Raw genomic sequence first — 13,251 nt, 5'->3', positions numbered from 1 at the left:
CGAAAGCTTATTGATCGCCGTGCATCCCACGGCCGGACGGACGACGGAGAGGTGTGCTGATGTCGACGACGAGTCGACCGTTGCGCAGCGGGCAGTGGTTCGGTGCGGAGGGCCGCAACGGCTTCATCCATCGGTCCTGGATGCGCAATCAGGGGTTCGCGGACGACGTCTTCGACGGTCGCCCGGTGATCGGCATCGCCACCACCTGGTCGGAGCTGACACCCTGCAACGCCCACCTGCGCGACCTGGCCGATTCGGTGAAGCGTGGCGTATGGGAGAGCGGTGGCCTGCCGCTGGAGTTCCCCGCCATGAGCCTGGGCGAGCCCCTCATGCGACCCACGACGATGCTCTACCGCAATCTGCTGGCGATGGAGTTGGAGGAACTGGTCCGAGCCAACCCGCTCGACGGGGTGGTCCTGCTTTCCGGCTGTGACAAGACCACGCCCGGCCTGCTGATGGGCGCGGCGAGCGTCGACCTACCGGCTCTGATGATCACCGGCGGCCCGATGCTCAACGGCAAGTTCCGTGGCCAGGACATCGGGTCGGGCACCGTCGTCTGGCGCTTCACCGAGGAGCAGCGAGCCGGTCGGATGACCGCGGGCGACTGCGCGGAGGCGGAGGTCGGCATGTCCCGCAGCCGTGGCCACTGTATGACCATGGGTACCGCCTCCACGATGGCCTGCGTGACCGAGGCGCTGGGCGTGCAATTGCCGGGGGCCGCCGCCGTTCCGGCGGTCGACTCGCGAAGGTACGCGCTCGCGCAGGCCGCCGGCCGCCGGATCGTCGCCATGGTCGAGCAGGACCAACGGCTGTCCACGGTGCTGACCCGGCACGCGTTCGAGAACGCCATCCGGGTCAACGCCGCGATCGGCGGTTCCACCAATGCCGTCGTACACCTGCTCGCGATTGCCGGACGCCTCGGCGTCCCCCTGACCCTGGAGGACTTCGACACGCTCACCGCCGACGTGCCCATGCTTGTCAACCTGATGCCGTCCGGGACGTACCTCATGGAGGACTTCGCCTACGCGGGCGGTGTTCCGGTGGTGATGAAGGAGATCGCCCCGCTGCTGCACCTGGACCACATCACCATCAGCGGCAAGAGCGTGGCCGACAACATCGACGGCGTCCAGTGCTGGAACCGGCAGGTCATCGGCACCCTGGCCGAGCCATTCCAGCCCGCCGGCTCGGGCACCGTGGTGCTGCGCGGGTCGCTCGCGCCGTCCGGCGCCGTGCTGAAGGTCTCCGCCGCCTCCGCCCACCTCCTCACACACACCGGACCGGCGCTCGTCTTCGACCGGATCGAGGACTACGTCGTCGCAGCGGACGACCCGGACCTCGATGTCACCCCCGACACGGTGATCGTGGTGCGAAATGCCGGACCTCGCGGCTACCCCGGCTTCCCGGAAGTGGGTAACGTGCCCATGCCGCGACGGCTGCTCGCCGACGGCATCACGGACATGGTGCGGATCTCCGACGCCCGCATGAGCGGCACCGGGTACGGCACCTGCGTCCTGCACGTGGCCCCGGAGGCGTCCGTGGGCGGCCCGCTCGCGCTGGTGCGCACCGGCGACCTGGTCCGAGTCGACGTCCCGACGCGGCGTCTGGACCTGCTGGTCGACGACGCGGAACTCGCACAACGCCGTTCCGCCTGGCAGCCACCGCCGTCAGGGGCCGAGCGGGGCTGGGCGCGGCTGTACAGCGAGCACGTCCTGCAAGCCGATGAGGGCGCGGACCTCGACTTCCTCGTCGGCGGCAGCGGCAGTAAGGTGCCCCGTCACTCACACTAGACCGCGCCGGACAGGTACTCCCGACGCCGCTGCGGTTCGAACTTCTCGATCGCGTACCGCAGCATGACCCGCGGCATGACCCGGTAACGGCCGGCCAGGAACTCCTCCTCCGCCGCCCTGTCCCGGTTGCCCACCTCGCGCAGCATCCAGCCCACCGCCTTCCGAATGAGGTCGTGCGGGTCGCGCATGAGCCGATCGCTGACTCGGAAGGTCCAATGGAAGTCGTCGGCCTTGATGAAGGCGAACGTTGCCATGATGGCGATGCGCCGGTCCCACACCAGGGTTGACTCGGCCAACCGGTCCAGGACGCTCCGCTCCTTGTCGACCAGCCAGGGGCCGACAATGTACGGCGCGGACGAGTCCACCAGGTCCCAGTTGTCGATGTGGCCGGTGTTGGCCAGGACGATGTCGAAGATCTCGCCCCGTTCCTGCTCATCTCCTTTGGCGAACTTTCGCACCAGGATGAACAGTGACGTAAGCCTCTCCTCGTGCACGCCACTGCTCAGCAGCTTCGTTGTTTCGGCCAGGGAAAGGTCGCGCCAGTACCGGGCGGCCACCCTGCGCTGTTCCGGCACGGTTACGCCGATGGCCCGGTCGCCCTCGCCGTAACCCCCCGGAGTCATCTGCAGAAACCGGCTCGATGCCTCGGCTCGGCGTGGGTCGGCGAGGCTGGCGAGTTCGCGGCGGACGTCGGCGGTCGTAGCCATGACGTGCAAGTTACCGCGACGTGGTGCGGGCAGCGCGGCAGCTTCCCACACGGCGACATGGCGGTCTTTCTGCACAGCGGTGGACTGCCGGGGCTCTTCGGCCACCCCCGTCGGGGGCCAAGCCGTCCGGGTGACCCTCGACGACGCGAGGCGTCGGGCCTGGTCCGGGGTTCCTTTGTGCTGATCAGTGTGATGCCGGTGAGTCATCAAAATGACTCACCGGCATCGGCGTTCTCGTCTGGTCGGTCAGCGCATCGGGACAGTCAGCACCGGACCGGCCCACCAGGTCCGCGATCGGGGGATTTCGTGAAGTGGGCGGCTCAACGAACGCGAGACCGGTCACCGCGCCGGAAAGGGCCCGTCGTTCCGTTCGTCAGCGTTTTCGGGGATCGTCGTCGAGACCGACCAGGACGACTTCCAGCCTGCGGGGGCCGTGCACTCCCTCAACCCGGTTGAGCTCGATGTCGCTGGTCGCGGACGGACCCGAGATCCAGGTTTGTGGCGCGCGCGGGTCCAGCCGGGTCAGCGCCTCCGGCAGCAGGCCGACGACCTGGTCGCTGCGTACGACGCAGATGTGCCGGTCGGGCACCAGGGTGAGCGCCCGTCGCCCCTGCGCCGGGCCGGCGTCGAGAATGATGGTCCCCGTGTCGGCGACCGCCACGGCGCAGCCGGTCAGGACCGCGGCCAGGCCGTCGAGGTCGGCCGGCGACAGCGGAGGAGCGTCGCGGTGCACCTGCCCGGCGTAGCCGGCCAGCCAGTCGGCGGGGATGTCGGTCGGGACGGCGAGCCGGTCGACCTCGGCCAACAGTCCGGGAAGAGCGCCGATGCCACGGTGGACGACCGCCCGGTAGTCCGCCAACCGGTCGATGAGGATCTCGACCAGGTCGGGGCGATCATCGACCTGGCGGTATCGGCGCGGCACCTCCACCGGCGGCGGGTTGTCGGCCAGGGCCGTCCGGAGCCGCGCCAGGATCTCGTCACGTGCGGTCACTGCTGGTCCCACCATTCACGGAAGGTCTGCGGCGCGGGCAGCGGTAGGTCTCGGGAGCGGGTCCACGCCGAGGCGGGCCAGGGCAGCCGGCGCAGCGTACGAGCGCCGGTGCGCCGTTCGCGGTGCGCGCCGAGAGGACCCGCGCCGGCCCGGGCCAGCCACAGGGCGGCGGCCCAGCGCCGAGGGCTGCGCATGACCCACGACAGGGCGCGCATGGTGGTCCGTTCAGCCAGCGGATGCGGTGCCTGCTGGCGTAGATGGACCAGGATCTCCGGGATATTGATCTTTACCGGGCACACGTCGTAGCAAGCGCCGCAGAGGGTCGACGCGTACGGCAGCGAAGCGTTGTCGGCCACACCGGTCAGCTGGGGCGACAGGATCGCGCCGATCGGCCCCGGATACACCGAGCCGTAGGCGTGCCCGCCGGCCCGCTCGTACACCGGGCAGACGTTGAGGCACGCGGAACAGCGGATGCAGGACAGCGCCGGCCGCCCGACCGGGTCGGCGAGCACCGCGGACCGGCCATTGTCGACCAGCACGACGTGCACGGACTGGGGGCCGTCCCCGGGGGTGACGCCGGTCCACATCGAGGTGTACGGGTTCATCCGCTCACCGGTCGAGGATCGCGGCAGCAGTTGCAGGAAGACCTCCAGGTCGGTGAAGGTCGGCAGCAGCTTCTCGACGCCGACGACGCTGATCAGCGTCTCCGGGAGGGTGAGGCACATCCGCCCGTTGCCTTCGGACTCCACGACCACCAGCGTGCCGGTGTCGGCGATGGCGAAGTTGGCGCCGGACACGGCGACCCGGGCCGAGAGGAAACGACGTCGCAGATGGGCGCGTGCCGTCTCGGCCAGTGCGGACGGCTCGTCGCTGAGGTCGGCCGGCGCGTCGGACATGCGGCGCTGGAAGATCTCCCGGATCTGTGCCCGGTTGTAATGGATCGCCGGCACCAGGATGTGCGAGGGGGTGTCGTCGCCGAGCTGCACGATCAGCTCCGCGAGGTCGGTCTCGTACGCGGCGATGCCGGCTGCCTCGAGGGCCTCGTTGAGCTCGATCTCCTGGGTTGCCATCGACTTGACCTTGACGACCTCGTCGGCCCCGGCGGCCCGGGTCAACGCGACCACGATCCGGCAGGCCTCGGCGGCGTCGCGGGCCCAGTGCACGGTGGCGCCGGCAGCGGTGGCGGACGCCTCGAACTGCTCCAGCAGCTCAGGCAACCGGCGTTGGACGTCCGCCTTGATCGCGGCGCCGGCGTCACGCAGAGGCTCCCAGTCGGGTACCTCGTCGACGACCCGGGCGCGCTTGCCACGGATGGTGCGGGTGGCCCGGTGCAGGTTGGCCCGCAGTTGCTCGTCGGCGACGGCCGGCGCGGCTGCGGTGGGAAAGGGCAGTGGCGTGCGAATCCGCCCGCCTCCGGTGGCCGGCGCGACCGACGCGCCAGTGCCGGACTGGTCGACGCCGGGACGGTTCACGAGGTGGCCCCCGTCGCGGCGAGGATCTCGGCGTAGTGCACGGCCCGCACGCCCGACCGATGACGGTCCAGGCCGCCCCCGATGTGTGCCAGGCAGGAGTTGTCAGCGGCGGCGAGCACCCGTGCCCCGGTCTCGCGGACCCGGGCGCACTTGTCGGTGAGCATCGCCGTGGAGACGGCCGGGTTCTTCAGGGCGAACGTGCCGCCGAAGCCGCAGCACTCCTCGGCGTCGCCGAGCTCGACCAGCCGGATCCCACGAACCTGGCGCAGCAGCTTCAGCGGCCGGTCGCCCAGCCGCAGCAATCGCAGGCCGTGGCAGGTGGGGTGGTAGGTGACCGTTTCCGGAAACTCGGCACCAACGTCGGTGACACCGAGGACGTCGATGAGCAACTCGGACAGCTCGTAGGTGCGGGCGGCCACCGGCGCGGCGGGCGGGTGCAGGCGTGGGTACTGGTCACGGATCATCGCCGTGCACGACCCGGACGGTGCGACGATGGCGTCGTACTCGTCGAAGACGTCGACGTAGTTGCGCACCATTGGCATCGCCTCAGCCCGGTAACCCGTGTTGGCGTGCATCTGCCCGCAACAGGTCTGGCCGGTGGGAAAGTCGACGGTGTGGCCGAGCCGCCGCAGGATGCGGGTGACCGCGATGCCGGTGCCCGGGTATGCGAGGTCGTTGACGCAGGTGATGAAGAGGGCTATCCGCATGGCGGCTCCTCGGATGTGTCGGGGGCGGATCACACCGAGTCGTGCGGTGCTCCGGTCGCGGGAGGCTGGTCGAAGGCGGGCAGGTGACGCTCCCGGGCGGCGGCCAGGTGGGACCGCATCGCCTCGGTGGCGGCCGGGGAGTCGCCGGCGACGATGGCGGCGGCGATGCGCTGGTGCTCGGTGTTGGTGTCCCCGGCACCGGCGACCGGGAAGTACAGCCGGTGCAGGTGCAGGTGCGAGTGCAGCCGCGTGATGCTGTCGCGGAGCAGTGGGCTGCCGGCGACCTCGGCGATCAGGTCGTGAAATTTCGCGTCCAGTGCGGTGAAGGCGGCGTGCCGGCGGTATCCGTCGCCAGCCTCCACGTCGATGCGCGCCGCCGCCTCGGCGCTGATCCGTTGCCGCGCCTCCGGGGAGGCGTGCGCGGCGGCCCGTCCGGCGGTGGCGCCCTCCAACACCAGGCGGACGTCGAACAGGTCGTCGAACTCGGCGCGGCTCAGCAGCGGCGTGGTGGTGTAGCCCGACAGCGGGCGTTTGCGGACCAGGCCGTCGGCTTCCAGCCGGGCGAGGGCCTCGCGCACCGGGGTGGGGGAGACGTCGAGCTCCCGGGCGAGAGCGTCGATGTTGACCCGCTCGCCGGGCGGCAGGACGTGGTCCATGACCAGCGCCTTTATCGACTCGTAGACGTCCTCGCCGAGGGTGAGTCGTCGGGCGGGACGGAGTCGACCCTCGCGAGCTTCCTGCTGGGCCATCTCGTCTCCTCAACAACCCCTTGACTGTCCGGGTATGAGCGAGTACACACTAGCAAAGCAATATCCTATAGGAAATAGGCTGATGGTGGAGGTTGGTTCGTGAGATTCATGCGCGTCGGGCCCGTGGGGCGGGAACGCCCCGTGCTGTACGTCGACGGGCGGCACTTCGACATCTCGTCGCTCACCGCCGACATCGACGGGGAGTTCCTCGCCGGCGACGGCGTCCAGCGGGTCCGCGACGCCATCGACCTGCCCGAGATCGACATCACCGGGCAGCGGGTCGGCGCGCCGATCGCCCGCCCCGGAGTTGTTCTCTGCGTCGGGCAGAACTACGCCGCGCACGCCGCCGAGTCGGGCGCCGAGCCGCCGACCGCCCCGATCATCTTCTACAAGGCGCCCAACACGGTCGTCGGCCCCTACGACGACGTTCTGATCCCGCGTGGCTCGACGAAGACCGACTGGGAGGTGGAACTGGCGGTGGTGATCGGCCGGCAGGCCCGCTACCTCGCCGCACCGGCCGACGCCCTCGGGCACATCGCCGGGTACGTGCTGTCCAACGACGTCTCCGAGCGAGACTTCCAACTCGCCGTCTCCGGCGGCCAGTGGTCGAAGGGCAAGTCCTGCGAGACGTTCCAACCCCTCGGCCCGTGGCTCGTCACCACCGACGAGATCGGCGACCCGCAGGCGCTGCGCCTGCGCTCCTGGGTCAACGACGAGCCCCGACAGGACTCCAGCACGAAAGACATGATCTTCAGCGTGGCGTACCTGGTCTGGCACCTGTCCCAGTACACCGTCCTGGACCCGGGCGACGTCATCAACACCGGCACCCCAGAGGGGGTGGCGCTCTCCGGCCGGTTCCCGTACCTGGCCGTCGGCGACGTGATGGACGTCGAGATCGACGGCCTCGGCCGGCAGCGCAGCACGCTCAGGAGCGCCTGATGGCTGTGATCACCTCCATCTAGCTGAAGGTGGGCGCGGACGCCGACGACGACGTACGCCGCCTGAAGAGAGCCTCGCCACGTACGCGTACCCCGACGGGCCGGCATGGGTCTGACCGATTTGGACGCGCCCGACCGCACGGCCTTCTTGACGGCGGTGCGTCAACTACTCGGAGTGGGAGAGAAGCATGCGGTGTGCCGACCTTGTGGCGGTGGTGACCGGAGGTGGCTCGGGAATCGGCCACGCCTGCGTACGGGCGTTCCTGGCCGCCGGCGCCCGGGTGGGCGTTCTGGACCTGGATCTGTCGGGCCTGCCCGAGGATCCCCGCGTACACGGCGTCCGGGCCGACGTGGCCGACCGGTCCTCCCTCAGCGGGGCCGTCGCCTCGGTCGCTGAGGCATTCGGCGGCATCGACATCCTGGTGAACAACGCCGGTATCTCCGCCGTGGGCGCGGTCGAGGAGAACGACGACGAGCAGTGGAGCAGGGTGCTCGACGTCAACGTCGCCGGCGTGGCCCGAACGAGCGCGGTCGCCCTGCCGTACCTGCGTCGGTCGGCGTCCGCGGCGATCGTCAATGTCTCGTCGATCGCGGCGACCGTCGGTCTGCCTCGACGTGCCCTGTACTCGGCATCGAAGGGTGCCGTGCACGCCCTCACCCTCGCCATGGCCGCCGACCTGGTGCTGGAGGGGATCCGGGTCAACTGTGTCGCCCCTGGCACCGTGGACACGCCCTGGGTGGCCCGACTGCTCGCTGGTGCGGCCGACCCGACGGCGGAGAAGCGGCAGCTCGCTTCCCGCCAGCCCACCGGGCGCCTGGTGACCGCCGATGAGGTGGCCGCCGCCGTCGTCTACCTCGCGTCGCCCAGCACCCGTTCGGTGACCGGGTCGTCGCTGGCGGTGGATGGTGGCATGTCCGGCCTGCGGCTGCCCAGCGTCGGATCTGGCGCGTGAGATGATTGCGCCATGGGGAAACAGCAGGACGTCGGCGAGCCCGACCGTCACAGCGGGTCCGGCGCCACCGCCCACCGTCTGATCGGTGGCGGCGCTGACGAACGGCTCACCCTCGCACAGGACCCCACAACGCCACAAATGACCCTTATCGACCTGGCGTCCGACCCGTCGGCCGTGGTCCGCAAGGCGGTCGCCGCTCGGGCCGACGCACCGGCGCAGGCACTGCGACCGCTGACCAGGGACCAGGATCGTCAGGTCCGGGAGGCCGTGGCGAGAAACCCCTCCACCTCGATCGCCAACCTCATGCGCCTCGTGAAGGACGCCGACCGGTGGGTCCGCTGGGCGGTCGCCAGCAACCCGGCCTGTGACGAGTCGATCCGCCGGGTGATGTCGGAGGCATCGGACAAGGAGCTTCGCGGTCTCCTCGCGGAGAGTCGGGAGCTGGAGCCCGAATTGGCCGCCAAGCTGACCGACGACGTCTCACCCGAGGTACGGGAACGACTCGCCACCCACACCCACGACCCCGACGCGATCACCGCCCTGCTGGCCGATCGCACCGCACGCGTACGCAAGGGGGTTGCCCGCAACCCGCGGACCACCGCCGAACAGCGCAGCGCGCTCGCCGCGGACCCGGTGGTCGACGTCCGCGCCGCGCTGGTCCGCGCGGTCGAGCTGGACGAGGCTGACCTGGAGCGCCTGGTCGACGACCGTTCGGTGCAGGTCCGACTGGCGGTGGCGACATCCGAGCTCGTTCCGTCGCACATCCGGCAGGCACTCGCTCGCGACCCTGACGAGATGGTGGCCACTGCTGCCCGGGACTACCGGCCGGGATCTGGCAGTGCCTCCGCCGTGCGGGCTCCCCGGATCGCGCACCGGCCCTCCGCTGCTGGCGCGGGTCGATCGGGCGGCGGCACCTCGCAGTAAAGCGGCACCGCGCCGGCATCACCAGGGGATCGGGCCGTTGCGGTCGAAATTACCCCCGGTCGGGCCGTCCGGGCCCACCTTCGCCATCTGGACGATGATCTCCACGTCCGAGTCGGGTGTGATCCACTCGGCTTCCTGGATATCGGGGTGTCTTCGGTGGTCTGACACCGCGACTTCGCGCAAACGGAGTCGATCATGGAGGTCCTACAGGATCTTGACGCCGTGATCGGACACTCCTGTCGGTGTGTTAGGTTAGCCTGCCCTTGCAATGGAGTCTGGATCCATGCGTTCGCACAGGTCATCGTCGAGCCGCCGACGGGGACTCCGCTGATGCCGCTGATCGGCCGCCAGCGGCCCCGCGTTCCTCGGCGCGCTGCTGACCGTCGTGTTGACCGCGGCGGGGCTCTTCGCCCTCGACTGGCGGCTCGGCATCGCGGTGCTGGCCGCGGGCCCGGCGTACGCGGTGGCGCTGCGCTGGTACCTGAAGCGGTCGGTGCCTTACTACGCGCGTGAGCGGGTGGCAACGGGCGAGCGCGCCCAGGCGACCGCCGAGGCGCTTCGCGGCGCGGCGACCGTTCGCGCGTACCGGATGGAGGACGCACACGTCGCGCGGATCGCGGATCGCTCGGCCGTGGCCCGCGACCTGTCGTTGGAGATCTTCGGTCTGTACTCTCGTTTCGGCCTGCGCATCAACCGGTCCGAGCTCGTGGGGCTCGCCGCCGTGCTGCTCGCCGGGTTCCTGCTGGTCCGCGACGACCTGACCACCGTGGGAGCAGCCACCACCGCTGCGCTCTACTTCCACCGCCTCTTCAACCCCATCGGCCTGCTGCTGTTCGAGTCGGACTCGGTGCTGCAGGCCGGGGCCAGCCTCGCCCGGCTCGTCGGCGTCACCACCCTGCCGGACATCGCAACCCCCGTCGGCCCCGAGCGTGCTCGGCGGGAGCGGCCCGAGCCTGCCGCACTGGAGGTGACCGTCGCGCAGCATCGCTACGACGACGGACCGGTCGTGCTGCGGGACATCGCCCTGCGTCTCGCACCGGGGGAGCGCGTCGCTCTCGTCGGCGCGAGCGGAGCGGCAAGAGCACGCTCGCCGGCATCATCGCGCCCACCACCGGTTCGGTCAGCCTGCGCGGCGTGCCGCTGGCGCAACTCGGCAAGCACCGCCTCCGTCGCGAGATCGCCCTGATCAGCCAGGAGGTGCACGTCTTCGCCGGGCCCTTCGGCGACGACCTGCGCCTCGCCAACCCGGACGCCACCGACGCCGAGATAACCGCCGCACTCGACCTCGTCGGTGCCACCGCCTGGTTTCGTACCCTGCCTGACGGTCTTGCCTCCGCCGTGGGAGAGGGCGGACGGCGCCTCACCGCGGCCCAGGCCCAGCAGCTGACGCTGGCTCGCCTCGCCCTTGCCGACCCCGCCGTGACGGTCCTCGACGAGGCCACCGCAGAGGCGGGCAGCGCGGGAGCGCGCAACCTCGACCGCGCCGCCGTCGCGGCCACCGAAGGCCGGACCGCACTGATCGTCGCCCACCGCCTCAGCCAGGCGGCAACCGCGGACCGCATCATCGTCCTAGACCACGGGCGTGTCGCCGAGCACGGCACGCACGCCGAGTTGCTCAAGGCCGGGGGCGGGTACAGCCAGCTGTGGCGTTCCTGGAGCATGCCCGACCTCGTGGTCCCGACAGAACGCGAGAGCGCGGATCAACCCGTCGGAGGCTGAGCAGCACGCGCGTCACCCGGCCGTGGCCCGGGCCCGGCCCGCCCGCCAGGCCCCGACGGCGAGGTCGAGGACGAGGAAGGCCAGCAGGGTCACCCCGAACACCGGCAGCGCCCAACCGACGGCGACGACGACGGGTACGCCGACGACGAGGCCCCAGCGGGGCACCAGCCGCCATGCCCCGCGCTCCGGGGCGGTGCCGACGGGGGCGCGACGATCGGTGCGGGTGGGTCGACGTTGCCACCACATCCGATAGCCCCACACGGTGACGCAGAGCAGCCCGAGGGCCAGGGCGGCGAGCAGGATCTGGTTGATCGGCCCGAACAGCAGCCCCATGTGGGCCTGGATGCCGAGGCCGCTCAGTTGCGCCAGCAGCGGCCAGGACGCGAAGTCGCTGCGGGCGGTCACGGTGCCCGCGGCGGGGTCGACAGCCACCCGGTCCTTGCGGACCGGCCAGGTGTTGTCCACCTGCGTGACGGTCCACGCCGAGTGGGCGTCGGCTGCGGGTGTGATCTCGACCGGGCCGTCCAGCCCCGCGCTGCGGGCGATCGCGAGGACACGATCGGTGGCGGCCGGGTCGATCGCGGTGGCCTGCCCGCTGTGTCCGCCGCCGTGATGGCCCGTGTCGTCGGCGGGCGCCACCGCACCCGGCAGGGCCGTGGACACCTCCGGGGTACGGGAATCGAGAGCGTCGAGCCCCGCGCCGAAGGACTCCCCGGCGTGGCGGGACCAGGTCAGGCCGGTGGCGGAGAGGAACAGCAGACCGACGGCCAGCCACAGCCCGGTCGCCGCGTGCCAGCCACGGGTGCGCCGCACACCCCGACGGGCGGCGAGATCGGGGCCGAACAGCCGACGTACCCGACCTGCGCCGGGGCGCTGCCGACGCCACCACAGGACGATCCCGCCGAGCACGAGGACCCACAGCCAACTCGCGGCGATCTCCGAGTAGTACCGGCCCACGACGCCGAGGTGCAGGTTGCGGTGCAGGTCGTCCAACCAGGTGGTGACCGGCGTCGACCCGAACCAGGTCGTCAACGTCCCCTGCACCTCGGCGGTGTACGGATCGACGTAGACGGTGTGCTGGCGATCCCCGAGATCGGCGACGTCGAACACCACCCGGGTCGTGGCGTCACCGTCACCGGGCTTGACGGATGCGAGCGTGCCGTCCGGATGGGCGGCCCGCGCCGCGGCGATCTGCTCGGCCAGCGGACGCACGTCGTCGCCGACCGCGTCGACCAGGAGCTGCTCGCCGTGAACGATCTTGTCCAGTTGCGGCGTGACCGTGTACGCGAGGCCGGTCAACGCGGCCACGACGAGGAACGGGGCGACCAGGATCCCGGCGTAGAAGTGGATACGCAGCAGCAGCCCGCCCCATCCCGAGCGGGCCCCGGACGTCGTGGCTGGGGCAGGCAGGGGAGCGGACTCGGGCGTCTCAACGGTGGACGTCATCGGTTTCCGATCGACTCGATGCGCGGGGCGGTCGGAATCGGTAGTCGGACGGCGGGCGGGCCCAGTTCCCGCCGAGTCGGACAACCGGGAAATCAGCCGAACGGGGGAGCCCCGGGAACTTTTCCGGACCGCCCTCCGACCACCAGGGTGCGCGGCTGACCGGCGGCGATCCGACGACGGCATCTCGGCATGAAGGAGCGCCCGTGGCACACAGGACGGTGGTCCGTGCGGAACGGCGTCGCTGACGACGACCAGGTGACCCGGTGGGCGCGGGAGGCAGGCCAGGGCGACCGGCAGGCCGCCACGGCGTTCATCCGGGCCCTACAGGATCAGGTCTGGCGGTTCCTGTCGCATCTGGCCGGGCCGGGTGAGGCCGACGACCTGACCCAGGAGACGTTCCTGCGGGCGTTTCGCAGCCTGCCCGGCTTCGCCGGCCGCTCGTCGGCCCGGACGTGGGTGTTCACGATCGCCCGGCGCGTCGCCGTGGACCACGTCCGGACGGCGGTGGCCCGGCCGAGGTTGGCATCGGTGCCGGACTGGCAGGCGGCGGCCGAGGCCGCCGGTGCGATCAGTGCCGGCGCCGACGAGGGCGTGACCCTGCACCAGTTGATCGCCGGTCTGAGCCGGGAGCGTCGCGAGGCGTTCGTCGCCACCCACGTGCTCGGCCTGTCCTACGCCGAGGCCGCGGACGTCTGCCAGTGCCCCGTCGGCACCATCCGCTCCCGTGTCGCCCGGGCTCGCGATGATCTCGTCACGGCCTGGCAGGCCGACAGTGACCCGAGCCGCGAGCAACGAACCGGCTGAGCCAGCGACATTGATCCGCGCGGGCTTCGCCCGGTTCCTCAACCAGAACCAGTG

The 13,251-nt window shown here is 70.9% G+C and carries 14 protein-coding genes; 7 read left to right on the top strand and 7 right to left on the bottom strand.

All coding sequences use genetic code 11. From position 1 onward, the window contains the following. Nucleotides 1-59: 59 nt before the first annotated feature. Complete coding sequence (locus tag OG811_RS29905; RefSeq protein ID WP_406070517.1) at nt 60-1,787, top strand: IlvD/Edd family dehydratase; 1,728 nt, start codon at nt 60-62, stop codon at nt 1,785-1,787. Here the strand turns inward: OG811_RS29905 and OG811_RS29900 are convergent. The 5 genes from OG811_RS29900 to OG811_RS29880 all read right to left on the bottom strand — a co-directional run bounded on the left by OG811_RS29900 (nt 1,784) and on the right by OG811_RS29880 (nt 6,413). Beyond that, entirely contained in the window at nt 1,784-2,494 is a 711-nt protein-coding gene (locus OG811_RS29900; protein ID WP_406070515.1) for a DNA alkylation repair protein, read from the bottom strand. The genes OG811_RS29905 and OG811_RS29900 overlap by 4 nt on opposite strands. Nucleotides 2,495-2,867: 373 nt before the next feature. Then, nucleotides 2,868-3,485, bottom strand: coding sequence for a lactate utilization protein C (locus OG811_RS29895; protein ID WP_406070514.1), 618 nt, complete (start codon nt 3,483-3,485; stop codon nt 2,868-2,870). After that, the gene (locus OG811_RS29890; protein WP_406070512.1) at nt 3,482-4,957 is read right to left on the bottom strand and encodes a lactate utilization protein B; all 1,476 of its coding nucleotides are present in this window, start codon (nt 4,955-4,957) and stop codon (nt 3,482-3,484) included. The genes OG811_RS29895 and OG811_RS29890 overlap by 4 nt, the downstream gene beginning before the upstream one ends. After that, nucleotides 4,954-5,664 (bottom strand): (Fe-S)-binding protein, encoded by a 711-nt coding sequence (locus tag OG811_RS29885; protein WP_406070511.1) that lies wholly within the window; start codon nt 5,662-5,664, stop codon nt 4,954-4,956. Before OG811_RS29885 ends, OG811_RS29890 begins: the two co-directional genes overlap by 4 nt. Before the next feature lie 29 nt (nt 5,665-5,693). Next, nucleotides 5,694-6,413, bottom strand: coding sequence for a GntR family transcriptional regulator (locus tag OG811_RS29880; RefSeq protein ID WP_406070509.1), 720 nt, complete (start codon nt 6,411-6,413; stop codon nt 5,694-5,696). A gap of 99 nt (nt 6,414-6,512) precedes the next feature. Here OG811_RS29880 and OG811_RS29875 point away from each other — a divergent pair, with 99 nt between their 5' ends. The 3 genes from OG811_RS29875 (at nt 6,513) to OG811_RS29865 (ending at nt 9,228) form a co-directional block, all read left to right on the top strand. Continuing rightward, nucleotides 6,513-7,352: a fumarylacetoacetate hydrolase family protein gene (locus OG811_RS29875; protein WP_406070508.1), complete on the top strand. Its 840-nt coding sequence runs from the start codon at nt 6,513-6,515 to the stop codon at nt 7,350-7,352. Nucleotides 7,353-7,539: 187 nt separating this feature from the next. Continuing rightward, a complete protein-coding gene (locus tag OG811_RS29870; RefSeq protein ID WP_406070507.1) occupies nt 7,540-8,304 on the top strand; it encodes an SDR family NAD(P)-dependent oxidoreductase in 765 nt (254 codons plus the stop codon). Nucleotides 8,305-8,316: 12 nt separating this feature from the next. After that, on the top strand, nt 8,317-9,228 hold the full coding sequence (locus tag OG811_RS29865) for a hypothetical protein (protein ID WP_406070505.1): 912 nt from the start codon (nt 8,317-8,319) through the stop codon (nt 9,226-9,228). 18 nt (nt 9,229-9,246) lie between these two features. On the opposite strand, the gene OG811_RS29860 is transcribed toward OG811_RS29865, so the two are convergent. Further along, the gene (locus tag OG811_RS29860; RefSeq protein WP_406070504.1) at nt 9,247-9,396 is read right to left on the bottom strand and encodes a hypothetical protein; all 150 of its coding nucleotides are present in this window, start codon (nt 9,394-9,396) and stop codon (nt 9,247-9,249) included. A gap of 217 nt (nt 9,397-9,613) precedes the next feature. On the opposite strand from OG811_RS29860, the gene OG811_RS29855 reads away from it, so the two are divergent. Beyond that, complete coding sequence (locus tag OG811_RS29855; protein ID WP_406070503.1) at nt 9,614-10,414, top strand: ABC transporter transmembrane domain-containing protein; 801 nt, start codon at nt 9,614-9,616, stop codon at nt 10,412-10,414. Then, nucleotides 10,324-10,947, top strand: coding sequence for an ATP-binding cassette domain-containing protein (locus OG811_RS29850; RefSeq protein ID WP_406075979.1), 624 nt, complete (start codon nt 10,324-10,326; stop codon nt 10,945-10,947). The genes OG811_RS29855 and OG811_RS29850 overlap by 91 nt, the downstream gene beginning before the upstream one ends. Nucleotides 10,948-10,959: 12 nt before the next feature. Here the strand turns inward: OG811_RS29850 and OG811_RS29845 are convergent, their stop codons facing one another. Continuing rightward, entirely contained in the window at nt 10,960-12,393 is a 1,434-nt protein-coding gene (locus OG811_RS29845; RefSeq protein ID WP_406070502.1) for a PepSY-associated TM helix domain-containing protein, read from the bottom strand. Nucleotides 12,394-12,618: 225 nt separating this feature from the next. Here OG811_RS29845 and OG811_RS29840 point away from each other — a divergent pair, with 225 nt between their 5' ends. Continuing rightward, complete coding sequence (locus OG811_RS29840; RefSeq protein WP_406070500.1) at nt 12,619-13,197, top strand: sigma-70 family RNA polymerase sigma factor; 579 nt, start codon at nt 12,619-12,621, stop codon at nt 13,195-13,197. Nucleotides 13,198-13,251: the final 54 nt, after the last annotated feature.

It is taken from the genome of Micromonospora sp. NBC_01638 (assembly GCF_045209745.1).
In the GTDB taxonomy this organism is placed as follows: Bacteria; Actinomycetota; Actinomycetes; order Mycobacteriales; family Micromonosporaceae; genus Micromonospora.
This window is presented reverse-complemented; position numbering and strand designations above follow the sequence as displayed.